We start from the raw sequence: 24,698 nt of genomic DNA on the forward strand, positions 1-24,698 counted from the left end.
GTAACCTATTGTATCCCCGATGACAAAAACCCGTCGTCACAGTTGATTTGGGGCACCTTTCAACTCAACAACATTACCTTCCGGATCAGTCAGATAGATGGACGGCCCCTCGCCTTCCGCGCCGTAGCGCGATTCCACCTGCCCGGCCGTCACCCCGTGCGCCAGCAGATGCGCGCGGATGGCCGCCTCGTCGAAGGGCTCCACCCGCAGGCAGAAATGGTCCATATTGCGCCCTTCGGCGCCCGGCGCGGCGCCACCCATGCGGCCCAACTTGCCATCGACCGGCACCAGGTCGATCAGGCTGCTGCCGGCGCGCAATTGCACCAGGCCGATTTCATCCTGCCGCCGCTCGACCGTGCAGCCCAGCGCGCCGCAGTAAAAGTCCAGCATGCGCGCCAGCTCGACGACGCGCAGCACCAGGTGATCGATTTCACGAATTTGTATCATGCATACATCTCATTCAAAAGGCGCTGCATTTCCGCGCCGGAGACCTGTTTCTTATGCGTGGCGATGGTCCATGTATTCCCGAACGGATCCATCACCCGCCCCTCGCGCGTGCCGAAGAACATATCGCCGACCGGGCTCAGCGCCTTCCCGCCGAACTCGATCGCCAGCGCCACGGTGGCATCGGCGTCCGGCACGTAGATCTGCGCCAGCAGCGGTTGCTCCGGCCAGCCCTCCATGGATTCGCCCAGGTTGATGCGCGAATCGCCTATCCTCAGCTCGCAATGCACCACTTTGCCATCCGGCGTATGCAGACGCAACAACTCCTCCGCGCCGAATACCTTCCGGTAATACGCGACCGCATCGGCCACATTGCTGACGATGCAGTTCGGTGTGACGGTGTTGCAGCCTTCCGGCCGGCCTGTGGCATGCATAGGGTTCCCCTTAGCTAGTGAGCAATCTTGTTTAATTGAGAACTTGGAACTGTACTCCAATCCATGCCCGCCGTGCCGACAGAGGCCCACATTGTTACACTTAACCTATAGAATAGCGGCTTCGATGTCATCCTTGCTTTTTTATCCATGTCTCCCGACGACTACTGCCAGCAAAAGACCGCCCAGAGCGGCTCCAGTTTCTACTACAGCTTCCTGTTCCTGCCGCCGGAGCGTCGCCGTGCAATCACCGCCCTGTATGCGTTTTGCCGCGAAGTGGATGACACCGTCGACGAGTGCACCGACGAATCGATCGCCCGCATCAAGCTGGCGTGGTGGCGCAAGGAAATCGCCAATATGTACGAGGGCCAGCAGACCCATCCCGTCACTCAGGCGCTGCAGCCGCACCTGAACGCCTACAATCTGCAACAGCAGCACCTGCAGGCCATCATCGACGGCATGGAAATGGACCTGAACCAGACCCGCTACCTCGACTACGCGGCGCTGACCAAGTACTGCTGGCACGTGGCCAGCGTGGTGGGCATCCTGTCGGCCAGCATCTTCGGCGCGACCAAGCCGGAGACGCTGCAGTACGCGGAAAAACTGGGCCACGCCTTCCAACTGACCAACATCATCCGCGACGTCGGCGAAGACGCGCGCAAGGGCCGCATCTACCTGCCGATCAACGAGCTGCAGCAGTTCAACGTCACCGCCGCCGACCTGCTCAACGCCCGCCACAGCGAGAACTTCGAAAAGCTGATGGCCTTCCAGGCCGCGCGCGCGCAGAAGGTCTACGACGAAGCCTTCGCGCTGCTGCCGAAGGAAGACCGGCGCGCCCAGCGCCCCGGCCTGATGATGTCCGCCATCTACCGCACGCTGCTCGACGAAGTGCAGGCCGACGGCTTCCACGTGCTCACGCAGCGCATTTCGCTGACGCCTATCCGCAAGCTCTGGCTGGCGTGGAAGACCTACATTCGTGGCTAACGAAGGCGTCGACCAGCGCACCGGCAAGGTTGAACCGGGGCTCACTTCGCGCGCGGTCGCGGTGATCGGCGGCGGCTGGGCCGGTTGCGCGGCGGCCGTCGAACTGGCGCGCGCCGGCTACAAGGTCACGCAGCTGGAGGCCGCGCGCACGCTGGGCGGCCGCGCGCGCCGCATCGAAACCGACCACCGCCACCTGGACAACGGCCAGCATATCCTGCTGGGCGCCTACAGCGAAACGCTGCGGCTGATGAAGCTCACCGGCGTGGACCGCGAGCAGGCCTTGCTGTCGCTTCCCCTGCAGATGCGCTACCCGGCCGGCAGCGGCGGCATGGATTTCGTCGCGCCGCGCCTGCCCGCGCCGCTGCACCTGGCGCTGGCGCTGCTGCGCGCCAAGGGCCTGGACCGCGCCGATAAACTCAGCCTGGCGCGCTTCTCCACCACCGCGCGCTGGATGGGCTGGACCCTGCACACCGATTGCAGCGTGGCCGAACTGCTGCAACGCTTCGACCAGACCCCGCGCCTGATCCAGCTGATGTGGCGCCCGCTCTGCCTGGCCGCGTTGAACACACCGCCGGAACGCGCCTCGGCCCAGGTCTTCCTCAACGTGCTGCGCGACAGCCTGGGCGCCAAGCGCAGCGCCTCGGACATGCTGCTGCCGCGCGCCGACCTGTCCGCCCTGCTGCCCGAGGCGGCGGCGGTCTACGTCGAGGCGCACGGCGGCTCGGTGCGCACCGGCGCCAAGGTGCAGGCGCTGCGCTCCATCGAAGGCCGCCTGTGGCAGCTCGACATCAGCGGCGCCGCCGTGGGCGGCAACTGGAGCACCTATTTCAGCGGCGTGGTGCTGGCCACCGGCGCCAGCCAGGCCGCCACGCTGCTGCACGGGATACCGGACTGCGACACCTCCGCCCTGTGCAGCCAGCTGACCGCGTTCGAGCCGGAAGCCATCACCACCTGCTACCTGCAATACGACGCCGCGACCCGGCTGGAACTGCCCTTCTTCGCGCTGCTGGACGATCCGGACAACCATCAATGGGGCCAGTTCGTGTTCGACCGCGGCCAGCTCGACGCCGGCCAGGCCGGCCTGCTGGCGGTGGTCATCAGCGCCTCCGGCAGCGCCGCAGCGCAAAGCCAGGACCTGCTGGCCGAGGCGGTGGCGGTCCAGCTGGCGGCGGTGTTCCAGCGCCCGGAGCTGGGCCGGCCGAAGTGGTTCAAGGTCATCACCGAGAAGCGCGCCACCTACGCCTGCGCCCCCGGCGTGGCCCGCCCGGCCAACGACAGCGGCCTGCCAGGCCTGGTCATCGCCGGCGACTACACCGCCGGCGACCACCCGGCCACGCTGGAATCGGCGGGGCGCAGCGGCGTGGCCGCCGCCGCGCTGCTCAGGGGGGCCGCCATCTAGTCCCCGGTTTTTGTCGTCTGCCCCGCTATTTATGCAGCCTGTCTCATGCCGATGGCGCCCGGCCGGGCGCTTGCGTACAGTAGCATCATCGACAAAAGACCAACATTGGAATCAACATGAACATCGCCCTCAGCCTCAAAACCCTTGCCCTGATCGCCTTCGTCGCGGCCAGCACGGTGGCCATCGTACGGAGCGCACCGGTGGCAAGCAGCGCGATGGCCATGGCACACAACAGCGCAACATTAGGCATTTGATATCATGAACAAGCAGGCATACCTCGACGCGCTCAAACAGGCCATGCAGGGACTGCCGCCGGAAACGGTGGCCAAGACCCTGGCCTACTACGAGCAACGCTTCATCGACGGCCTGGTCGCCGGCCGCAGCGAAGAAGAGGTCTACAAGGAGCTCGACGAGCCGCGCAAGGTCGCCATGACGCTGCGCGCCAACGTCCACCTGAACGCCTTCGAGCAAAAGAAAACCCCGGTCAACCTGGCGCGGATGGCGGTGTCCTTCATCGGCCTGGCGATCTTCAACCTGTTCATGGTGATCCCGGCGATGGTGTACGCATCGCTGCTGGGCGCCGTCTATGTGTCGGCATTCGCCTTCTACATCGCCGGCATCGCGCTGGTGTCGAGCGGCCTGTCGGGCCAGAACGAGCTGGCGCTGGAAGGTCCGCTGCGCCATGTGATGGAGTTCACCAACTCGCATTTCGACACGCCCGAGGAAGAGCAGGACATCCAGGGCTGGCGCATGGCGATCAACAGCATGGGCGTCCAGATCAACAAGGAGCCGGACGGCAGCGACAACAGCGCCAGCGGCGACGAGAACCTGAGCCGCAGCGGGCGCCTGCTGAACCGCGCCGAGGCGGTGGCCACCGGCGACCTGCACATCACCACCGATTTCGACAGCGGCGCGCGCACCAGCCAATCGCTGATCGGCTTCGGCCTGATACTGGGCGGGATCGGGCTTTGCCTGGTCAGCATCGTGGTCACCCGCTACACCATGATCGGCTTGAAACGGTATGTAGCAATGAACGTGTCCCTGCTTCGCGGACGCTAAGGAGTCATGACCATGCGCGCATTATTCAAAATCGGGACCAGCTTGTTGCTGCTGTCCTTCGTGCTGATCGCCATCAGCTACAGCATGCTGAAGGCCTACGGCAGCACCAGCCCGACCAGTTCGGCCGGCCGCTCCCTGGGCAGCGAAACCCGCAAGATCGACGCCATGGCCACCGCCGTGGAGCTCAGCGGCCCGATCGACCTGATTTTGATCCAGGGGCCGGTGGCGTCGCTGAAGGTGCGCGGCGAACAGCGCTCGCTGGCCAATATCGAAACCATCCAGGACGGCCGCGACCTGCACATCGGCACCAAGGGCATGCTGCTCAATCCGCGCCACCCGTTGCAGGTGGAGCTGGTGCTGCCGCAGCTGGAAGAGCTGGTGGTGCGCAGCAGCGGCGAGACCAAGGTCACGGGCTTCAACGGCGACAAGCTGGAACTGCAGATGCACGGCTCTGGCAATGTGAACTTCACCGGCCGTTATCGCGAACTGACCGCCAGTGCCCACGGCAGCGGCCATCTGAACCTGAACGCGGGCAGCAGCGAGAATTTGGAGCTGGTGCTGGTGGGCTCGGGCCAGATCACCTCTTCCGGCAGCTGCAAGACGCTGGACGCGGAGTTGACCGGTTCCGGCGACCTCGATGCGCGCCACCTGGCTTCGGAAAAGGTGACGGTCAACCTGAAGGGCTCCGGCACCAGCCAGGTGTTCGCCAAGCAGTCGGCGGACCTGACGCTGCGCGGCAGCGGCGATATCCGCGTATTCGGCAATCCCGACAACCGCAACGTCAGCCGCACCGGCTCCGGCGACGTGACCTGGGAATAATCAGCCGCGCTTCAGCCAAGCCAGGACATCGCGCCCCGCCGCCTGGCCGCCGGCCAGGCAGGCCGTCAGCAGATAGCCGCCGGTGGGCGCTTCCCAGCCCACCATCTCGCCGGCGACGAACACGCCCGGCGCCGACTTCAACATCGTCCCCTCCAGCGCATCCCAGCGCACGCCGCCGGCGCTGCTGATCGCCTCGTCGATCGGGCGTGGCCGCAGCAACCGCACCGGCAGCCGCTTGATGGCCTGCGCCAGCTGGTCCTCGTCCGCATACTGCTGCTTGCCCAGACACTCGCGCAGCAAGCCGGCCTTGACGCCCTTGATGCCAAGGCGGCTTTGCAGATGGCTGGCCATCGAGCGCGCCCCGCGCGGCCGCGCCACCTCGTCCGCCACCCGCTGCGACGACAGGTCCGGCAGCAGGTCGAGATAAATCGTGGTGTAGCCGTTCGCGGTGATCTGGTCGCGCAGGGCCGCCGACAAGGCGTAGATCAAACTGCCCTCGACGCCGCCCTGGGTGACGACGAACTGCCCCTGCTTGCGGAATTCCCTGCCGTCCGCACCGGTGGAGACGATGGCGACGGTGGTCAGCGGCTCGCCCGCATGGCGGCTGCTGAAATGTTCGCTCCAGTCCACGTCGAAGCCGCAGTTGGCAGGCGCCAGCGGCGCCACGCCCACGCCGCGCGCGGCCAGCAGCGGCACCCACGCGCCATCCGAACCCAGTCTGGCCCAGCTGCCGCCACCCAATGCCAGCACCACCGCGTCCGCGCGCACCAGCAGTTCGCCGTCGGGGGTATCCAGCATCAGCGCGTCGTCGCGCCAGCCCAGCCAGCGGTGGCGCATGTGGAACCGCACGCCGCTTTCGCGCAAACGATGCAGCCAGGCGCGCAGCAAGGGCGCGGCCTTCATATCGGTCGGGAACACGCGGCCAGAGGTGCCGACGAAGGTGTCGACGCCCAGGCCATGCACCCAGTCGCGCACATCCTGCGGGCCGAAGGCGTCGAGCATGGGGCGCAGCGGCGACGCGCCCTTGCCGTAGCGCATGACGAAATCGGCATACGGCTCGGCGTGGGTGATATTCATGCCGCCACGCCCGGCCAGCAGGAACTTGCGGCCGACCGAGGGCATCGCGTCGTAGACGTCGACCTGCGCCCCGCCCTGCGCCAGCGTTTGCGCGGCCATCAGCCCGGCGGGACCGCCGCCGATGACGGCGACACGAAAAGGTGTCAAACTAGGCTGCATGAATTCGGTCCGATATGAGACAAAGTTACAGGAGATACGATGGGCGCCACTTTTTGGATTAAACGCTATTTACAGGCCGCAGTACCCTTGTTTGCGATACTGGCGGCGGTGGAGTGGTTCAAAGGTTCGACCGCGCGCGAAGACTATCTGAGCGCCGCCGTCTGGGCGCTGTTCGCGGCGGCCATTTTCACCTACGCGGCGTGGCGCCGCTACCGCAACGCCCAGGCCTGCGCCTTGTGCGACAACCTGGACGCCGCGCGCGGCGCCAACGCCAAGCCTAAAAAGCCCTAGGACTTAGCCGCCGGTCACCGGCGGGAAGAACGCCACCTCGGCGCCGTCGGCCAGCGCCGTGTCGGCGCCGCACATCACCTGGTTGCAGGCCATGCGCAATGCCGGATTGCCCAGCGCCTGCTGCCAGGCCTCGCCGCGCGCGGCCAGGTGGGCGCGCAAGGCGCCGACGGTGGTCACGCCGGCCGGCAGGTCCAGCGTCTCGGACGACGCGCCCAGCGCTTCGCGCACGCTGGCGAAAAATTTTACGGTAACAGACATTAGTGCATTAACTCGCTAAACGGTATAAATCGAACGGTGTCGCCGGCCGCGATGGCCTGGCCGGGGGGATTGTCGATCACGCCATCGCCCCATACGGTCGACGTCAGCACGCCGGAACTCTGGTTGGTGAACAATTCAAGGCCGCCGGCCGCGTTGATGCGCGCGCGCAGGAACTCGTTGCGCTTGTCCGCCTTCGGCCAGTTGAAATCGGCGCGCATGGTGAACGCGCGCGGAGCCAGCGCCTCGGTCACGCCCTGCAGGCGCAGCACGAACGGGCGAACAAACATCAGGAAGGTGATGAAGCTCGACACCGGATTGCCCGGCAGGCCGACAAAGAAGGCCTGCCCCACCTCGCCGAACGCCAGCGGCTTGCCCGGCTTGACGGCGATCTGCCACATATTCAGCTTGCCCTCCGCCTCGACGGCGGGCTTGATGTGATCCTCCTCGCCGACCGACACGCCGCCGGAGGTGATGATCAGGTCATGGCCTTGCGCGCACTCGCGCAGCACCGAGCGGGTGGCGTCGAGCGAATCGGGCACGATGCCGAAATCGCTGATCTCGCAGCCCAGGTTTTCCAGCAACGCGCGCAGCGTGAAGCGGTTGGAGTTGTAGATGGCGCCAGGCGCCAGCGGCTCGCCCGGCATCGTCAGCTCGTCGCCGGTGAAGAACACGGCCACGCGCAGCCTGCGCTTGACCGGCAGCTCGGCCAGGCCGACCGATGCGGCCAGCCCCAGCTCCTGGCTGCGCAGGCGCGTGCCGGCCGGCAGGATGATGCTGCCGTTGGTGATGTCCTCGCCGGCGCGGCGTATCCATTCGCCGGACTTGGGCGTGTGGCGGATCGTGACCACGTTGCCGGCCAGCTCGCACTGCTCCTGCATGACCACCGCGTCCGCGCCCTCCGGGATCAACGCGCCGGTGAAGATGCGCGCGGCGGTCCCCGGCAGCAAAGGCTGGCCGACGTGGCCGGCCGGGATGCGCTGCGAAACCGTCAGGGCCGCGCGGCCGCTGGCGCAATCGGCGGCGCGTACCGCGTAGCCGTCCATCTGCGTGTTGTCCATGCCCGGCACGTTCATGCCCGACACCTGCGCCTTCGCCAGCACGCGGCCGTTGGCCGACAGCGTCGATACCACTTCAACATCGGCCACGGGACGCGCGGCGGCGGCCATCAGGGCCAGCGCTTCGGCGACCGCCAGCATCGGCCTGGGCTGGAACTTGGGCTTGGATTCGTCGCTCATGGTTACAGGCCGGTGTTGGCGGCGATGTAGGCCTTCATCTTTTCAACGTCCGGCGGCATGACGACGAACTTCTGCGGCAGGTCTTCGATGTTCTCGAAGCCTTCCGGACGTTCGGCGTCCTCGCCCAGCGCGTCGAGGATAGTTTCGTTGAACTTGGCGGCCAGCGCGGTCTCCAGCACGATCATCGTCACGCCGGGCTCCAGGTGCTCGCGCGCGACCTTGATGCCGTCGGCGGTGTGGGTGTCGATGACGATGCCGTAGTCGTCGGCCACGTCGCGGATCGTGTTCAGGCGGTCTTCATGGGTGGACTTGCCGGACTTGAAGCCGTACTTGGCCACCAGCTTGAACTCGTCGCCGTCGCTGCCCGGCTTGCCGGACAGGTCGAAGCCGCCGTGGGTTTCCACCTTCTGGAACAGCGCACGGGTGCGGTCACCGTCGCGGCCCACCAGGTCGTAGATGAAGCGCTCGAAGTTGGACGCCTTGGAGATGTCCATCGACGGGCTGCTGGTGTGGTAGGTCTCGGACGACTTGCGCACGCGGTACACGCCGGTGCGGAAGAACTCATCGAGCACGTCGTTTTCGTTGGTGGCGGCGACCAGCTTGTCGATCGGGAGGCCCATCATGCGGGCGATGTGGCCGGCGCAGATATTGCCGAAGTTCCCCGACGGGACGGTGAACGACACCTTCTGGTCGTTCGACGTGGTCGCCGACAGGTAGCCGCGGAAGTAGTACACCACCTGCGCCACCACCCGCGCCCAGTTGATCGAGTTGACGGTGCCGATCTTCTGCTTGGCCTTGAACGGCAGGTCGTTGGACACCGCCTTGACCATGTCCTGTGCGTCGTCGAACACGCCTTCGATGGCGATGTTGAAGATGTTCGGGTCCTGCAGGGAGAACATCTGCGCGGTCTGGAAGGCGCTCATCTTCTTGTGCGGCGACAGCATGAACACGCGGATGCCCTTCTTGCCGCGCATCGCATATTCGGCGGCGCTGCCGGTGTCGCCGGAGGTGGCGCCGAAGATGTTCAGCTGCGCGTTATGCTTGGCCAGCGTATATTCGAACAGATTGCCCAGCAATTGCATCGCCATGTCCTTGAAGGCCAGCGTCGGGCCGTTGGACAGCGCCTGCAATACCAGCTTGGTGCCGTTCGCGCCCTCTTCCAGCACGCGCAATGGCGTGATCTGGCTGGCCTTTTCGCCTTTGCGGGCGTTTTTGTAGACTTCCTTGGTGTAGGTCTTGGCGGTCAGCGCGCGCAGGTCGGCTTCCGGAATATCGGTCGCGAACTTCTTCAGGATCTCGTAGGCCAGGTCGGCGTACGACAGCTGGCGCCATGCATCGAGTTCGGCGCCGGTCACTTGCGGGTAGGCGGTCGGCAGGAACAGGCCACCATCGGCTGCCAGGCCACCCAGCAGGATGTCGGAGAATTGTTGGGAAGAAGACGAAGCGGCCGATGCGGCGGCGCGGGTAGACACGTATTGCATAGATTAGAAAGTCCGGTTGAGCTGACGGATAAAAGGCAGAACGGTACAAAGCGAGCGGATATTATAGTGCGCCGCGCCGGTTCCCGTGAAATTCGCGTTGTTTTATGGTTATCGGCGCCGGGCGCGGGGGCTGGCCTTGGGCTCGCCCCTCCCCCTATACTATGGAGCATATTCCCAAAAAATTAACGAAATGAGCCAGTCAGACCACCGCCAGCCGCACCGCTTCGCCAACTATCTGTGGCTCTGCCTGGGGTTTTTGCTCGTCGCCGCGCTGGCCTTTTCGGTCTACGTGTGGACGGAAAGGCGCATCGACCGCGCCAATGAGCTGCGCTACCACTCCCACAGCATCGTCGACGAGCTGCGCCAGTCGTCGGACGACTTGACCCGCATGGCGCGCACCTACGTGGTCACCGGCGAGGAGCGCTATCGCCTGCATTATCAGGAAATCATCGAGATCCGCGAAGGCCGCTTGCCACGTCCGCTGGACTACGACAACGTCTATTGGGACCTGGTGCTGGACCAGACCCACCGTCCGCGCGCGGCGGGCGTTGGCATCCCGCTGCTGGAGATGATGCGGGCCGCTGGCTTCAGCACGGCGGAAATGGCGCTGCTGGCCGAGGCCAAGCAGAACTCGGACCGGTTGACCGGCATCGAACACGCCGCCATCGCCATCAGGGCCGGCGGCGATCCGCAGGCGCTGCCCGGCGCCGTGGCCATGCTGCACGACGCGGCCTACCATCGCGCCAAGGCTGGCATCATGGGGCCGATCGCGAAGGTCAACGCCAGCGTGGACCTGCGCACCCGCGAGGCCGTCGAGAATGCGGCCTTCGACGCCAGCATCGCCCGCAACGTGTTCACGCTGATCGCGCTGCTGCTGATGGTGCTCCTTTGGCGCACCAAGCGCAGCCTGGACGCGGCGCTGGGCTGCGGTGTCGATCAGCTGCGCGCCGGGATTGAACGCCTGGGCCGCGGCGATTTCGCCGAACCGCTGGCTGTCGCACCCGACGCGCGCGACAGCGTCTGGGGATGGCTGGCGCAAACGCAGCAAAGCCTGGCGCGGCTCGACGCCGAGCGCGAGGCCGCACTGGAACGCATGCGGCGCGTCAGCCGCCTGTACTCGGCGCTGAGCCTGTGCAACCAGGCCATCGTGCGCTGCCGCAGCGAGGCCGAACTGTTCGAACAGATTTGCCAGGCGATCGTCACCCACGGCGGCATGACGATGGCCTGGATCGGCATGGTCGATCACGAATCCGGGCAGGTCAGGCCGGTGGCCTCGGCCGGCAGCGGCACCGAATACCTGGCGAACCTGCAGGTGTCGCTGGACGCCGCCGTGCCGCAGGGACGCGGCCCGATAGGCTTGGCCTTCCGCAGCGGCGAACCGCATTGGTGCCAGGATTTCGTCAACGCGCCGGAGACGGCAAGCTGGCATGAGGTGGGCGCGCGCTACGGCTGGAGGGCGTCGGCGTCGATCCCGCTGCGGCGCAAGGGCCGGGTGGTCGCATTGTTCTCGCCCTACGCCGACACCGTCAACGCCTTCGACGAGGAAGTGCGCGCGCTGCTGTTGGAGATGCAGCTGGACGTGGAGTTCGCGCTGATGAACTTCGACCAGCGGGCCGCCCGCAAACATGCCGAGGAATCGCTGCGCACCAGCGAGCAGCACCTGCGCACCATCATCGAGACCGACCCCGAATGCATCCTGCTGATCGACGCGGACCGCCGCCTGGTGGAGATCAACGCCGCCGGCCTGGCGATCATGGGCGCCGACTCGCTGGAGCAGTTGCAGCGGCACGGTACAATTGAACTGATCATGCCGGAATACAGGGAAGCGTTCCTGGCGCTGCACCAGCGCGTGACCGGCGGCGAACCGGGACGGCTGGAGTTCAAGATACAAGGCCTGAAGGGAGGCATGCGCTGGCTGGAGACGCACGCCGCCCCGATGGACGGCGCCGGCGGCCAGCGACTACTGCTCGGGATCACCCGCGACGTCACCGACCGCAAGCTCGCCGACGAGCGCATACAGTACCTGGCCCACTACGACTCCCTGACCGGGCTGCCGAACCGCGCACAGTTGCAGGAGCACGCGCACCTGGCGCTGGCCATGGCGGAGCGCAATCGCGAGCCGATGGCGGTGTTGATGCTGGACCTGGACCATTTTAAGGATATCAACGACTCGCTGGGCCACAGCATCGGCGACGACCTGTTGCGCGAACTGGCCAAGCGCCTGCGTGGCGGCCTGCGCGCGCAGGACATCCTGGCCCGGCTGGGCGGCGACGAATTCATTTTCATACTCCAGCGGGTGGAAGCCGATGAAGCTGCCGATGTGGCCAGCAAGCTGCTGGACCTGATCGACCAGCCGCTGCGCGTCGGCGCCCACGACCTGAAGGTGAGCGGATCGATAGGCGTGGCCATGTACCCGGCCGATGGCGCCGACCTGGAGACCCTGCTGCAGCGCGCCGACGCCGCCATGTACCAGGTCAAGAACAGCGGCCGCCACGGACTGCGCTTCTTCACCGCCGCCATGCAACAGCGGGCCGCGCGCCATCTGCAGCTGGTCAACGCGCTGCGCTACGCACTGGAGCGCGATCAGATGCACGTGGTCTACCAGCCGCAGATGTCGCTGGGCGAGCGACGCATCGTCGGCGCTGAGGCGCTGCTGCGCTGGAGCACACCGGAACTTGGCACGGTGTCGCCGGCCGAATTCATACCGGCCGCGGAGGAAAGCGGATTGATACAGTCCATCGGCACCTGGGTGCTGCGCCAGGCCGTGCGCCAGGCGCGGGCTTGGCTGGACCAGGGTTTGCCGCCCATCGTCATGGCGGTCAACCTGTCGGCCATCCAGTTCCGCAACAGCGAGCTGCCCAATCTGATCACGCGGATACTGGACGAGGAAGGCCTGCCGCCGGAGTACCTGGAGCTGGAGTTGACGGAGGCCGTGGCGGCGCATGATCCGCAGGGTGCGATCGCGATCATGAACGAACTGCACCAACGCGGCGTGCGGATGTCGATCGACGATTTCGGCACCGGCTTCTCGTCGCTCAGTCATTTGAAGAAGTTCAAGGTCTACAAGCTGAAGATCGACCAGTCCTTCGTGCGCGACATCAGCACCGATGCCGAGGACAAGGCCATCGTCAGCGCCATCATCAACATGGCGCGCAGCCTCGGGTTGAAGACCATCGCCGAAGGCGTGGAGACGGCGGAGCAGCTGGCCTTCCTGCGCGCGCAGCAATGCGATGAAATGCAGGGCTACTACTTCAGCAAACCGGTGCAGCCGGCGGCGTTCGAGCAGCTCGCGCTGGAGATGGCCGCCAAGGATCTCTGATCAACAGGCCGCGTGGTTGACGGTGATCACGTGGATCGCCAGGCCGCCCAGCGAGGTTTCCTTGTACTTGGCCTGCATGTCCGCGCCGGTCTGGCGCATGGTTTCGATGACTTCGTCCAGGCTGACGAAGTGGGTGCCGTCGCCCTTCAGGGCCAGCGAGGCGGCGGTGATGGCCTTGACCGCGCCCATGCCGTTACGCTCGATGCAGGGAATCTGCACCAGGCCGCCGATCGGGTCGCAGGTCATGCCCAGGTGATGCTCGATGCCGATTTCCGCCGCGTTTTCGATCTGGTTGTTGGAACCGCCCAGCGCCGCCACCAGGCCCGCCGCCGCCATCGCACAGGCCACGCCAACCTCGCCCTGGCAGCCGATTTCCGCGCCCGAGATCGAGGCGTTCCGCTTGCACAGCATGCCGATGGCGGCAGCCGTCAACATGAAGTTGCGCACGCCGGTGACCGGGTCGCTCGGCTTGCAGTCTTCCGCGTAGTAGCGCAGCACCGCCGGAATGATGCCGGCCGCGCCGTTGGTCGGCGCCGTCACCACGCGCCCGCCGGCGGCGTTTTCCTCGTTGACCGCCATCGCATACAGGCTGACCTGGTGCAGCGCGTCGTGCGGCAGGTCGTTGGAGCGGTTGTCGGACGCCTTGGCGTCGCTGGCCTGCTTCCACAGGTTGGCGGCGCGGCGCTTGACGTGCAGGCCGCCCGGCAGTTGGCCCGCCGTTTCAAGGCCGTGGGCGATGCAGTCGCGCATGACGTGCCAGATCTTGTCGATGCCGGCGTTCAGCTCATCGTCGGTGCGCTTGACGTTTTCGTTCGCACGCAGCATTTGCGGGATGGTCAGGCCGGTGCGTTCGCCGTGGGCCAGCAGCTGGTCCATGGTGTCGAAGGCGAAGGGAATCGCGGCGGCGGGCGCGCTGCCCACCATCGGCGCGGCCTGGTGGGCTTCACCCTCCTCCTTGATAAAGCCGCCGCCCACCGAGTAGTACACCTTGCTGAAGGTGCTGCCGTCGGCGCGGGTCAGCGTGAATCGCATGCCGTTCGGATGCTCGGCCAGCGACTCGGCCATGTGGAAGATCAAGTTTGTGCCGCGCTTGAACGGCACCTTGTGGGAGCCCAACAACAAAAGCTCGCCCATTTCTTCGGCTTTCGCCAGTTGAGAGTCGACGCTGGTGGGCACCACGTCCTGCGGCGTCTCGCCCATCAGGCCGAGGATCACCGCCTTGTCGGTGGCGTGGCCGACGCCGGTCAACGCCAGCGAGCCATACAGCTCGGCGGTGACGCCGGTGACGTCGTCCAGCGGAGCGCTATCGAGCAGAAAACGGCGGGCCGCCACCATCGGTCCCACGGTGTGGGAACTCGACGGCCCTATGCCGATTTTAAACAGGTCGAATACGCTCATGTCCATCAGTTGTCTCTCTCTTTTTTATATGTGTTTGAATTACGCCGCTTTGCCCAGGTGGACGTCGACGTTGGCCAGCATGTCGGCCACCATCTCGTCGACGCCGATGCGGGCTTTCCAGCCCCAGTCGGTGGTGGCGGTGGTGTCGTCCAGGCTTTGCGGCCAGGTGTCGGCGATGGCCTGGCGGCTGTCCGGCTTATAGCCGATCTTGAAGTCCGGCAGCGCGCGCGTGATCGCGGCGGCCAGCTGCTCCGGGTTGAACGACACGCCAGCCACGTTGTAGGCCGAGCGCACCTTCACCTGTTCCGCCGGCGCGTCCATCAGTTCGATGGTGGCGCGGATCGCATCGGGCATGTAGATCATCGGCAGCGTGGTCTGCGGGCCGAGGAAGCACTCATAGCGTTCGCCACGCAACGCCGAGTGGAAGATGGCGATGGCGTAGTCGGTGGTGCCGCCGCCCGGTGGCGACTTGAAGCTGATGATGCCCGGGTAGCGGATCGAACGCACGTCGACGCCGTACTTGATGAAGTAGTACTCGCACAGGCGCTCGCCGGCCAGCTTGCTGATGCCGTAGATCGTGGTCGGATCCATCACCGTGGTTTGCGGCGTGTTGACGGCCGGGGTGTTCGGGCCGAAGGCGGCGATCGACGAAGGCCAGAAGATACGCAGCGGCTTGCCGATGGCGCCGCGCTCGCGCGCCACTTCCAGGATGTTGAGCAGGCCGTCCATGTTCAGCGTCCAGGCTTTCAGCGGCGCCGCTTCGCCGGTGGCCGACAGCATCGCCGCCAGCTGGTAGACCTGGGTGATGCCCTCGTCCGTGACCAGCGCCGACAACGCCGCCTTGTCCAGCACATTGAGCGTGGTGTAGCGCGCCGCGTTGTACAAATTGGTCGGGCTGATGTCGGCGGCGATGACGTTTTGCGCGCCGTGCTGGGCGGCCAGCGCCTCCACCAGTTCACTGCCGATCTGGCCGTTGGCGCCGATGACGAGGATGCGTTCTTGGGTATTCATATTGTTGTTCCTGACGATTTTCATGTTTAGTTCTTCAGCAGGCCAAGTTCACGGCCTGCCTGTTCGAATGCTTTGAGCACGGTCTCCAGCTGTTCGCGGCTGTGGGCCGCCGACAGTTGGACACGCACGCGCGCCTGGCCCATCGGGACCACGGGGTAGAAGAAGCCGCTGAGCAGAACGCCCAGCTCATACATTCGTGCCGCGAATTTCTGCGCGACGGGCGCGTCGAACAACATGACAGGAACTACAGGGTGCGTACCCGGCTTGATGGTGAAGCCGATACGCTCGATCTCCTTGCGGAAGAAGGCGGTGTTTTCGTGCAGGCGGTCGCGCAGCTCGGTCGATTCCGACAGCTTTTGCAGCACGGCCAGCGAGGCGCCGGCGATCGACGGCGCCAGCGTGTTCGAGAACAGGTAGGGACGCGACTTCTGGCGCAGCATGTCGATCACTTCCTTGCGCGCCGAGGTGAAGCCGCCCATCGCGCCGCCCAGGGCCTTGCCCAGGGTGCCGGTGATGATGTCGATGCGGCCCATGACGTTATGGTGCTCATGCGTGCCGCGCCCGGTCTTGCCCATGAAGCCGGAGGCGTGGCATTCGTCGATCATCACCAGCGCGCCGTATTTGTCGGCCAGGTCGCAGATCTTGTCCAGCTGGGCGATGGTGCCGTCCATCGAGAACACGCCGTCGGTGACGATGACCTTGTGGCGCTTGCCGGCGGCGGCCAGCAGTTGCGTTTCCAGGTCGGCCATGTCGTTGTGGGCGTAGCGGAAGCGCGCGGCCTTGCACAGGCGGATGCCGTCGATGATGGAGGCGTGGTTCAGCGCGTCCGAGATGATGGCGTCGTTCTCGTCGAACAGCGGCTCGAACACGCCGCCGTTGGCGTCGAAGGCCGCCGCGTACAGGATGGTGTCCTCGGTGCCGAGGAACTTGGAGATCGCCTGCTCCAGCTGCTTGTGCACCGTCTGCGTGCCGCAGATGAAGCGTACCGAGGACAGGCCATAACCATATTTTTCGGTCGCCGCGATGGACGCCTGCGCCACCCATTCCTGGCCGGACAGGCCCAGGTAGTTGTTGGCGCACATATTGATCAGCATTCGACCGTCTTCGCTCATCACTTCCGCGCCCTGGCGCGAGGCCAGTACGCGTTCTGGCTTGTAGAGGCCCTGCTCGCGCAATTGGTCGAGGTTTTGCTGCAGGCCGCTGAAGAAGGTGCTTTTTGCTGGAGTGGTCATGATGGTTCCTGTCTGTGGTACGATTTCACTACGTTATGAGAAATCCGTTATATCAAACTCAAATTCAATATATCGAATATTACAGAACACCAGTGAACAGCGCAAGCCGTGCGCGCGCAATCATTCACTTGAAATTTAGCCCATCTGCCGAATAAAACAATGAACACACCCGTTTCGACCAATGCACCTCCAGAAGTCGGCGCCGCCCTGCAGCGGCTGCGCCTGGCCCGTGGCCTGACGCTGGAGGATCTGTCGCGCATTGCCGGCGTCTCCAAGTCGATGCTGTCCCAGATCGAGCGGGAAAAGGCGAATCCGACCATCGCCATCACCTGGCGGCTGGCCAACGCGTTGGGAGTGCAGATCGGCGAGCTGCTGGCGACAGCCGAACGGGAAACGGAGACCATCCGTGTGATCGACGCGCACGAAATCCCCACCCTGCCCGGCCATCATGCCGGCTACGTGCTGCGCATACTGGGTCCGCTGGAACTGGCCAGCAAATATGAGTGGTATGAACTGACGCTGGCGCCGGGCGGAGAGCTGGCGTCGCAGGGACACGATCCGGGCGCGCAGGAGCATCTGACGCTGCTGCACGGCTCAGTGGAGGTGGAGGTCGGAACCGACAAGAAGAAGGTAAAGCTGGGCAGCACGGCGCGCTACCCGGGGGACCAGCAGCACATCATCCGCAACGTCGGCAAGACCGAGGCGAAGGCGGTGCTGGTGGTCATACACCGATAATTACCAGTTCGATTCACGCTCCGGCGTGGAGCTGATGCGGTGGATGGCGAGGTCGGCGCCCTGGAACTCGTCCTCCGGGTCCAGGCGCAGGCCCAGTGTGGCTTTCAGCACGCCGTAGATGGCGAAGCCGCCCGCCAGCGCGATCACCACGCCCAACACGGTGCCGCCCAACTGCGCGGCAAACGAGACGCCGCCGATGCCGCCCAGCGCCTTCTGGCCGAAGATCCCCGCCGCGATGCCGCCCCATGCGCCGCACAGGCCATGCAGCGGCCACACGCCCAACACGTCGTCGATCTTCCATTTGTTCTGCGCCAGCGTGAACATCCAGACAAACACCGCGCCGGCGATCGCGCCGGTGGCCAGTGCGCCCAGCGGGTGCATCAGGTCCGAGCCGGCGCACACCGCCACCAGGCCGGCCAGCGGACCGTTGTAGGCGAAGCCGGGATCGTTCTTCCCCATCAGCAGCGCGACCAGCGTGCCGCCGACCATCGCCATCAGCGAGTTCACCGCCACCAGGCCGTTCATCTTGTCCAGCGCCTGCGCGCTCATGACGTTGAAGCCGAACCAGCCCACCGTAAGGATCCACGCGCCCAGCGCCAGGAAGGGAATCGACGATGGCGGATGGGCGGCGATGGCGCCGTTCTTCATGTAGCGTCCACGGCGCGCGCCCAGCAGCAGCACCGCCGGCAAGGCGATCCAGCCGCCGACCGCGTGCACCACCACCGAGCCGGCGAAGTCGTGGAACTCGGCGCCGAACGCGGACATCAACCATTCCTGCACGCCGAAGCGGTGGTTCCAGACGATGCCCTCGTAGAATGGATAGACCAGGCCGACCAGCAGCGCGGTGGCGATCAGCTGCGGATGGAAGCGCGCCCGCTCGGCGATACCGCCCGAGATGATCGCCGGGATGGCGGCGGCGAACGTCAGCAGGAAGAAGAACTTGACCAACTCATAGCCGTTCTTGGCGGCCAGCACCTCGGCCGAGGAGAAGAAGTTGACGCCGTAGGCGATGCTGTAGCCGACGAAAAAGTAGGCGATCGTCGATACCGCGAAATCCACCAGGATCTTGACCAGCGCGTTGACCTGGTTTTTCTTGCGCACCGTGCCCAGCTCCAGAAACGCGAAGCCGGCATGCATGGCCAAAATCATGATGGCGCCTAGCAGTATGAACAATGCATTGGCGCCGTCTTTGTATCCATCCATCAAAATCTCTCCCCAAAATAATGCAAAAATTGACAACGAGCACTGATAAAAGCAATTTTCGTTCCAATTTGGTGCAGATTTTAAGTGGTTGATTTTATGATGTTTTTATTTTGTGCAGGAAGCCGCACCAAGTCCGTGCGCACCGAAATAAGGCGTCATTTTGGTGCGTGCGGACTCGGGACTCAGATCGGGGCGCCGGGCGGGATTGCCGGCAGTGCGCGTAGCTTGACGCTGTGCGGATCTGCCAGATAAGCGGTGATCTGCGCGGCGGCCTGCTTGCGGCTGTCGGCGGTGACGCCTTTGCCGGGGTTCTTTTGCAGCCATTGCGCCAGCTCGCGCGCCGATTGGCGCACCTCGGCGTCGACTTGCGGATGCAGCTTGCCGCTATCGAGCAGATTCAAGGTCGCATCGATCACGACCCAGTTGGCGGCCAGTTGCACCGCTTCTCCGCCAGCCAGCGAGGCGGGCACCGGCTCGCGCTTCCATGTCTTTTGCAGCAGCAGCGACAGCACTTCCTGCACGCCGGGCTGCTGCGCGTCGCGCGCGTGCTGCCAGGCGACGCGGTTGATGCGGGCCGGATCCAGCAGGAAGCCGGCGGTCTGCGCGGCGCCCGCCTCGGCGATCGAGAAGGCGTCGAACACCGAGTCCATGCGGGTGGCGAAGTATTCGCGGCTGCGCTCATGGCCCATGGCCGGCGGCGTCAGGACGTCGAGCACATTGGCCGGCAGCGCCAGGTATTCGGCGCGCAGGCTGTCCGCCAGCCGGTTCAGCGCCTGGCGCTGCACCGATGCGTCGACCGCCTTGATGCCCGCCTTGGCGATGCCGGCCTTGACGTCGCCGCTGCTGGCGTAATCGAAATCGCCGCCGCCGATCAGCCGCGCAAGCGCTTCGCCTTGATAGCGCTGCAGCAGGTAGAGCGGCACCAGTCGCGCTTCCAGTTCGCCGAGCTGCCGGCTGTCGGGTAGCACATCTGCCGAGAAGGTTTGCAGCCCGCGCTGGCGTACGGCGCCCAGCTGGTCCCAGGTCTTGATCGAGTCGGCGCCGAAGTCCCACAGCAGGCCGTCGGGATGGCTGGAGCCGGGCGAGCGGTCGTCCTGGTCGCTGGAGTACAGCATGCCTGCCGCGCGCGCGTCGGCGCGCAGCTTGGCCAGCGCCGCCTGCTCCTGGGCGCCGCTGCCGAAATCGCCGTAGATGTATTTGACGATGTAGTCGTCCCACGGTCCGACGCCGACGCCGTAGGCATCGGCGATATCGACGTTGCCTTTGGCGTCCAGTTTGAGGATGGGATGCGGGTAGTCCATCACCGAGCCATTGCCCATGCGGCTGGCGGCGAAGTTGTGGGCGAAGCCCAGCGTGTGGCCGACTTCGTGCGCGGCCAGCTGCCGCAGGCGCGCCAGCGCCATGGCCTCGGCCAGTTTCTGCTTGTCGGCCGGGGCGTTCTTGCCGTATGGGGCGAGCAGGCTTTCGGCGATCAGGATGTCCTGCCGCACGCGCTGCGAACCCAGTGTGACGGCGCCACGGATAATCTCGCCGGTGCGCGGATCGGCCAGCGCGTTCCCGTAGGACCAGCCGCGCGTGGCGCGGTGCACCCAGTGGATCACGTTGTAGCGGATGTCCATCGCGTCCACGCCCTCGGGCAGCAGCTCGACGCGATAGGCGTCCTTGAAGCCGGCCTTCTCGAAGGCGCTGGCCCACCACGACGCGCCGGCGATCAGCGCCGAGCGCACCGGCTCCGGCGCGCCACGGTCGACGTAGTAGACGATGGGCTTCTTGACCGTGCTGACCGCCGCCGATGGATCGGTTTTCTCAAGGCGGTGCCGCACCTGCCAGTGCACGTCGATGCTGCTGGCGAGCGGCGTGGCGAAGTCGTAGTAGCTGGCGTCGAAGCCGCCGGAATATGGATGGTAGCTGCGCGGGCGCCAGCCGCTGGTGCTCGCGGGCAGGCGCACCATGCTGATGCGCTGGCGCAGCGACAGGCTGCCGGCATCCGCCGCGACCTGACGCACGTACTCGGCTTGTCCCGGACCGGCAAAGGTCAGCAGCGATTCCAGCTCGACGTTGTCGGGGAAGGCCTTGGCCTGCTCCGCCAGCACAGCGCTGCGCGCCGCATCAACCTGATACGCGCCCTGCTTGGCCGCGGCCAGCCGCGCGCCGACGCCGTGACGGTCGGCCAGCAGGAAGCTGGAGAAGTCGATCAGGTGCCGTTCGCCCTCGCTGGCCAGGATGTCGCCGGACCACAGCACGCCGCTGGCGAAGGATTCGGCGACGGCGGCGCGTTCGTCCTTGTCCGCCGAGGCGGCGATGAAGTTGGTGTTCTCCTGCACCAGGAACAGCCTGGCGCCGTGCTTCTCGAAGTGCACCATACGCATCTCGCCCGGCTGGCCGCGATCGAGACCAACATCGTTTGATCCCAGCGCATAGGGCAAGGAGCTCAATAGCAGAAAGGGCTGCTCCAGCGCCGACACGGACAGCAGCACCCTGCCCTTGTCCGTGTCGCGCCAGACGTCGATGAAGCCCGGCTGCGATTGCATGCCGCGCGTGACATCGACGATCTTCTTGACCGCTGGCGAAGATGCGGCGGCCGTATTATCTGCGGCGGTGGCCAGCCCCGGCGCCACGCCCGACATCAAGATGGCGAACAGCAGCGGTCCGGCGGCTGGCGCGGCCCTCACTGCTGGCCCGCCGCTTTGACGGTCTCCGTGGCGCCGTCCATCTTCAGCGCGCGGCTGAGGAAGCCCCAACGATCCGCCACTTCCTCGATCTGCTTGGTGGTCGGCTTGCCGGCGCCGTGGCCCGCCTTGCTGTCGATGCGGATCAGGATCGGCGCGCCGCCCGCCTGGTCGGCCTGCGCGGTGGCGGCGAACTTGAAGCTGTGCGCCGGCACCACGCGGTCGTCATGGTCGGCGGTGGTGATCATGGTCGCCGGGTAGCAGGTGCCCTTCTTCAGGTTGTGCAGCGGCGAATACTTGACCAGCGCCTTGAACTCGTCGGCGTTGTCGGACGAACCGTAGTCCGAAGTCCACGCCCAGCCGATGGTGAATTTGTGGAAGCGCAGCATATCGAGCACGCCCACCTGCGGGATCGCCGCGGCGAACAACTCGGGACGCTGCGTCATCGCCGCGCCGACCAGCAGGCCGCCGTTGCTGCCGCCGCCGATGGACAGCTTGGCCGGCGACGTGACCTTGTGCGCGATCAGCCATTCGGCCGCGCCGATGAAGTCGTCGAACACGTTCTGCTTTTGCAGCTTGGTGCCGGCCGCGTGCCACGATTCGCCGTACTCGCCGCCGCCGCGCAGGTTGGCCATCACGTAGACGCCGCCCATTTCCAGCCACGCCAGGTTGGCGACCGAGAACGATGGCGTCAGCGAGATATTGAATCCGCCGTAGCCGTACAGGTAGGTCGGATTGCTGCCGTCGAGCTTCAGGCCCTTCTTCGATACGATGAACATCGGCACCCGGGTGCCATCGCGGCTGGTGAAGAACTCCTGGCGGGTTTCAAACGCGGCCGGATCGAAGTCCACCTTGGCCTGGCGATAGACGCTGCTCTTGTTGGCCTTCAGGTCGTAGCGGTAGATGGTGGTCGGCGTGGTGAAGCTGGTGTACGAATAGAAGGTCTCCGTATCATTGCGCTTGCCGCCGAAACCACCCGCCGAGCCGAGGCCTGGCAGCTCCAGGTCGTGCAGCGGCTTGCCTTTGAGGTCGTACACCTTGACCAGGCTGTGGGCGTCGCTCAGGTAGTCCACCAGCAGCTGGTTGTTGACGATGGACGCGGACACCATGGTGTTCGAGCTCTCGGGGACGATCTGCTTCCAGTTCAGCACACCCGGCTTGCGGGTGTCGATGGAGATGATGCGGCCGCGCGGCGCATCGCGCTCGGTGCGGAACCAGAACACCATGCCATCGTTGCCGATGAAGTTGTACGACGCGTCGAAGTCCTCCAGCAGCGGCACCACCTTGGCGTCCCTGCGCGACAGGTCCTTGTAGTAGACGCGGTTCTTGTTCTCCGTGCCTTGCGAGGCGGAGATGATCAGGAAGCGGCCGTCCTCGGTGACCTCGGCGCCAAAGCCCCAGTCCTTGTGGTCCGGGCGGTCGTACACCAGCGTGTCCGCGCTTTGCGGCGTGCCGATCTTGTGGAAGTACAGCTTCTGGAAGTAGTTCACGTCGGCCAGCTTGGTGGCCTCCTTCGGTTCGTCGTAGCGGCTGTAGAAGAAGCCGGAACCGTCGTGCAGCCACGCGGTGTTGGAGAACTTGACCCACTGGATGCGATCCTCGATGTCCTTGCCGCTGTCGATGTCGCGCACCTTGATCTCGTTCCAGTCGGAGCCGGATGCCGCGGTGCTGTAGGCCAGGTAGCGGCCATTGGGGCTCACCGCCAGGCCGGCCAGTGCGACGGTGCCGTCGGCGGCCAGCGTGTTCGGGTCGAGCAGCATGCGTGGCACATCGGCCAGCGTCTTCATCGTGTACAGCACCGACTGATTCTGCAGGCCGTCGTTACGGCTGTAGAAATAGCGGCCGCCTTCCTTGAACGGGACGCTGAAACGCTCGAAGTTCCACAGCTTGGTCAGGCGGCTCTTGATCGCGTCGCGGCCCGGGATCTGCGACAGGTAACCCTGCGTCAGCTTGTTCTGCGCCTCGACCCAGGCGTGGGTCTCGTCGCTGTTGGCGTCTTCCAGCCAGCGGTAGGGATCGGCCACCTTGACGCCGTGGTAGTCGTCGGTCTGGTCGACGGTGCGGGTGACGGGATAGTTCATGCCGGGGCCGGAGACGGCGCAGGTTTGGGCGGAGGCGCTGTGCGCCAGCAGGACGGCGGCCGCCAAGGCAGCGCATTTCAAATGCTTCATGCGAAAGTCCGTAAGATCGAAGAATATTCGGAAGCGGCTGACCGGGCTGCGGCGCCGCCAAGGCTCATTGGCACCCGTCGTTACAACGGGTGCAGTGGTAAATCATAGCTTGCTTTGTGACAAATAAGCAATGATAGGAAAGCGTTATCGGCGTGGTTTATTCGGCGCGCAGGATGGCGTCCGTGCTGACCACGCGCACGTCGTGCATCTGGTTCAGGTACGCTTCCAGGTAGCCTTTGTGCGACGCGCCGACGATGACCAGCGTGCGGCTGCCGGGCAGATAGCTCATCGCCTCGCGGATGTTGGAGGCCATGCGCAGGTTGCGCGTTTCCCAATAGGCGACGTAGCCACGGCCATAATGCTTGGGTGACGGCTCCTCCAACGCGGCGCCGAAGTCGCTGTGGAATACCTGTTCGGCGGCGCTGGCGGCATTGTAGGCGCGGTACATCGCCAGCAGCCCGGCCGGTGTCGTCAACGCGCCGCGCAAGGCCTCGTCCTGACGCTTGCGGGCCGCGTTGGCGGGATTGTCCCAGGCTTTCATGATCGCCGCGCCGTAGGCTTTTTCGTCGTCCACGTTGGAGTCGGAGGTATGGTCATCCATCGCGTACAGCCGCTCAAGCCCGGAGCGGGCGGCGAGCGGCGCGGCGATCAGATAGGTCTCGTTGCGCTTTTGGCGCAGGCCGTTGAGGATCTCCACCAGTGTATCGTTCAAGCCGTCGCCAGCATGCTGCTCGGCGGCCGATAGGCGCAGCCATTGCACCATCGCGGACGCGGGTTCGCCCGCCGCCATGAAGAGTGACGCCAGCTTGCGGCGCTGCGCGGCGGTCGGCGCCGACGGCCAGGTGGCCAGCGTGCGATCCACTTGCGCGGTTGCGGCGGGGACGTCAAGGCCGGTGGCGCTGGCGGCCGGCGCCGGGTCCCAGCAATAGGACTTGATCGTATCGTCGTAGCGCTCGCGGTAGTTGCGCAGGTAGGCGCACTGCGTCCCGGAGAGCGATTCGATGGCGATGGCCTTGGGCTGCCAGCCCGCCAGGCGCTCCATCAGCACACTCAGACTGGCGGGATCGAAGGACTTCGGCAATTGCGAAAGATGTGCGGTGCCCAGCACCATCAGCTCGTTCTGCGGCCCTCGTTGCAGCTTGAACGCGCCGGGCTTGAACTCCTGGCCGGGCGATTCGGCGGCGATGGCACTACCGAAAAGCGCGGCGACAACAAGAATACCGGCGGACATACGCTGCATGGAACCTCCTGGAATAGATGGAATCGCGCCAGCTTAAGGAGGCCGTGGCTTGCGTGTCCGGATTATGCGACGTACCGCAGATT

Annotated in this window: 21 protein-coding genes; 8 read left to right on the forward strand and 13 right to left on the reverse strand. The window is 65.4% G+C overall.

The annotated features are described in order from the left end of the window. Window positions 1–36 precede the first annotated feature (36 nt). Window positions 37–447, reverse strand: a complete 411-nt coding sequence (locus HUX88_RS18410; protein ID WP_176362702.1) for a VOC family protein — start codon at window positions 445–447, stop codon at window positions 37–39. Then, window positions 444–878: a VOC family protein gene (locus HUX88_RS18415; RefSeq protein ID WP_117010510.1), complete on the reverse strand. Its 435-nt coding sequence runs from the start codon at window positions 876–878 to the stop codon at window positions 444–446. Before HUX88_RS18415 ends, HUX88_RS18410 begins: the two co-directional genes overlap by 4 nt. A 147-nt stretch (window positions 879–1,025) precedes the next feature. Here HUX88_RS18415 and hpnD point away from each other — a divergent pair, with 147 nt between their 5' ends. From hpnD to HUX88_RS18440, 5 genes are all read left to right on the forward strand, one after another. Continuing rightward, a complete protein-coding gene (gene hpnD / locus HUX88_RS18420) occupies window positions 1,026–1,859 on the forward strand; it encodes a presqualene diphosphate synthase HpnD (RefSeq protein ID WP_176362703.1) in 834 nt (277 codons plus the stop codon). After that, window positions 1,852–3,258 carry a hydroxysqualene dehydroxylase HpnE gene (gene hpnE / locus HUX88_RS18425; RefSeq protein ID WP_176362704.1) on the forward strand — a complete coding sequence of 469 codons (1,407 nt, stop codon included), beginning with the start codon at window positions 1,852–1,854 and terminating at the stop codon, window positions 3,256–3,258. Before hpnD ends, hpnE begins: the two co-directional genes overlap by 8 nt. Window positions 3,259–3,374: 116 nt before the next feature. After that, window positions 3,375–3,512: a hypothetical protein gene (locus tag HUX88_RS18430; protein ID WP_158568796.1), complete on the forward strand. Its 138-nt coding sequence runs from the start codon at window positions 3,375–3,377 to the stop codon at window positions 3,510–3,512. 4 nt (window positions 3,513–3,516) lie between these two features. Continuing rightward, window positions 3,517–4,317: a DUF1700 domain-containing protein gene (locus HUX88_RS18435; protein ID WP_176362705.1), complete on the forward strand. Its 801-nt coding sequence runs from the start codon at window positions 3,517–3,519 to the stop codon at window positions 4,315–4,317. 12 nt (window positions 4,318–4,329) lie between these two features. After that, entirely contained in the window at window positions 4,330–5,136 is an 807-nt protein-coding gene (locus HUX88_RS18440; protein ID WP_176362706.1) for a head GIN domain-containing protein, read from the forward strand. Here the strand turns inward: HUX88_RS18440 and HUX88_RS18445 are convergent, their stop codons facing one another. Continuing rightward, window positions 5,137–6,372 carry a TIGR03862 family flavoprotein gene (locus HUX88_RS18445; RefSeq protein WP_176362707.1) on the reverse strand — a complete coding sequence of 412 codons (1,236 nt, stop codon included), beginning with the start codon at window positions 6,370–6,372 and terminating at the stop codon, window positions 5,137–5,139. Window positions 6,373–6,411: 39 nt separating this feature from the next. Here HUX88_RS18445 and HUX88_RS18450 point away from each other — a divergent pair, with 39 nt between their 5' ends. After that, window positions 6,412–6,663, forward strand: a complete 252-nt coding sequence (locus tag HUX88_RS18450; protein WP_117010505.1) for a hypothetical protein — start codon at window positions 6,412–6,414, stop codon at window positions 6,661–6,663. Between the two features lie 3 nt (window positions 6,664–6,666). Here HUX88_RS18450 and moaD read toward each other — a convergent pair whose 3' ends face one another. From moaD to thrC, 3 genes are read right to left on the reverse strand one after another with little or no spacing between them, the layout of a single operon-like run. Next, window positions 6,667–6,921, reverse strand: coding sequence for a molybdopterin converting factor subunit 1 (moaD, locus tag HUX88_RS18455; protein ID WP_117010504.1), 255 nt, complete (start codon window positions 6,919–6,921; stop codon window positions 6,667–6,669). Further along, the gene (gene glp / locus HUX88_RS18460) at window positions 6,921–8,156 is read right to left on the reverse strand and encodes a gephyrin-like molybdotransferase Glp (protein WP_176362708.1); all 1,236 of its coding nucleotides are present in this window, start codon (window positions 8,154–8,156) and stop codon (window positions 6,921–6,923) included. The genes moaD and glp overlap by 1 nt, the downstream gene beginning before the upstream one ends. A gap of 2 nt (window positions 8,157–8,158) precedes the next feature. Beyond that, a complete protein-coding gene (gene thrC, locus HUX88_RS18465) occupies window positions 8,159–9,637 on the reverse strand; it encodes a threonine synthase (RefSeq protein ID WP_117010502.1) in 1,479 nt (492 codons plus the stop codon). A 190-nt stretch (window positions 9,638–9,827) separates the two neighbouring features. Here thrC and HUX88_RS18470 point away from each other — a divergent pair, with 190 nt between their 5' ends. Continuing rightward, window positions 9,828–12,956 (forward strand): bifunctional diguanylate cyclase/phosphodiesterase, encoded by a 3,129-nt coding sequence (locus tag HUX88_RS18470; protein ID WP_176362709.1) that lies wholly within the window; start codon window positions 9,828–9,830, stop codon window positions 12,954–12,956. On the opposite strand, the gene HUX88_RS18475 is transcribed toward HUX88_RS18470, so the two are convergent. The 3 genes from HUX88_RS18475 to kbl are packed head-to-tail and all read right to left on the reverse strand — an operon-like array spanning window position 12,957 to window position 16,597. Then, window positions 12,957–14,360 carry an L-serine ammonia-lyase gene (locus HUX88_RS18475; RefSeq protein WP_176362710.1) on the reverse strand — a complete coding sequence of 468 codons (1,404 nt, stop codon included), beginning with the start codon at window positions 14,358–14,360 and terminating at the stop codon, window positions 12,957–12,959. It abuts the gene before it with no gap. A gap of 33 nt (window positions 14,361–14,393) precedes the next feature. Next, a complete protein-coding gene (locus HUX88_RS18480) occupies window positions 14,394–15,365 on the reverse strand; it encodes an NAD-dependent epimerase/dehydratase family protein (RefSeq protein WP_117010616.1) in 972 nt (323 codons plus the stop codon). Between the two features lie 26 nt (window positions 15,366–15,391). Then, window positions 15,392–16,597, reverse strand: coding sequence for a glycine C-acetyltransferase (gene kbl, locus HUX88_RS18485; protein WP_117010499.1), 1,206 nt, complete (start codon window positions 16,595–16,597; stop codon window positions 15,392–15,394). Between the two features lie 159 nt (window positions 16,598–16,756). Here kbl and HUX88_RS18490 point away from each other — a divergent pair, with 159 nt between their 5' ends. Further along, entirely contained in the window at window positions 16,757–17,332 is a 576-nt protein-coding gene (locus HUX88_RS18490; RefSeq protein WP_176362711.1) for a helix-turn-helix domain-containing protein, read from the forward strand. Here the strand turns inward: HUX88_RS18490 and HUX88_RS18495 are convergent, their stop codons facing one another. The 4 genes from HUX88_RS18495 to HUX88_RS18510 form a co-directional block, all read right to left on the reverse strand. Continuing rightward, window positions 17,333–18,535 carry an ammonium transporter gene (locus HUX88_RS18495; RefSeq protein ID WP_161082743.1) on the reverse strand — a complete coding sequence of 401 codons (1,203 nt, stop codon included), beginning with the start codon at window positions 18,533–18,535 and terminating at the stop codon, window positions 17,333–17,335. Window positions 18,536–18,717: 182 nt separating this feature from the next. Next, the gene (locus HUX88_RS18500) at window positions 18,718–21,207 is read right to left on the reverse strand and encodes a zinc-dependent metalloprotease (protein ID WP_176362712.1); all 2,490 of its coding nucleotides are present in this window, start codon (window positions 21,205–21,207) and stop codon (window positions 18,718–18,720) included. Further along, entirely contained in the window at window positions 21,204–23,375 is a 2,172-nt protein-coding gene (locus HUX88_RS18505; protein ID WP_176362713.1) for a prolyl oligopeptidase family protein, read from the reverse strand. Before HUX88_RS18505 ends, HUX88_RS18500 begins: the two co-directional genes overlap by 4 nt. 157 nt (window positions 23,376–23,532) lie before the next feature. Next, window positions 23,533–24,615 carry a DUF5694 domain-containing protein gene (locus tag HUX88_RS18510; protein WP_117010494.1) on the reverse strand — a complete coding sequence of 361 codons (1,083 nt, stop codon included), beginning with the start codon at window positions 24,613–24,615 and terminating at the stop codon, window positions 23,533–23,535. Window positions 24,616–24,698: the final 83 nt, after the last annotated feature.

Source organism: Duganella sp. BJB1802 (genome assembly GCF_013369445.1).
GTDB classification, from domain to species: domain Bacteria; phylum Pseudomonadota; class Gammaproteobacteria; order Burkholderiales; family Burkholderiaceae_D; genus Rugamonas; species Rugamonas vulcania_A.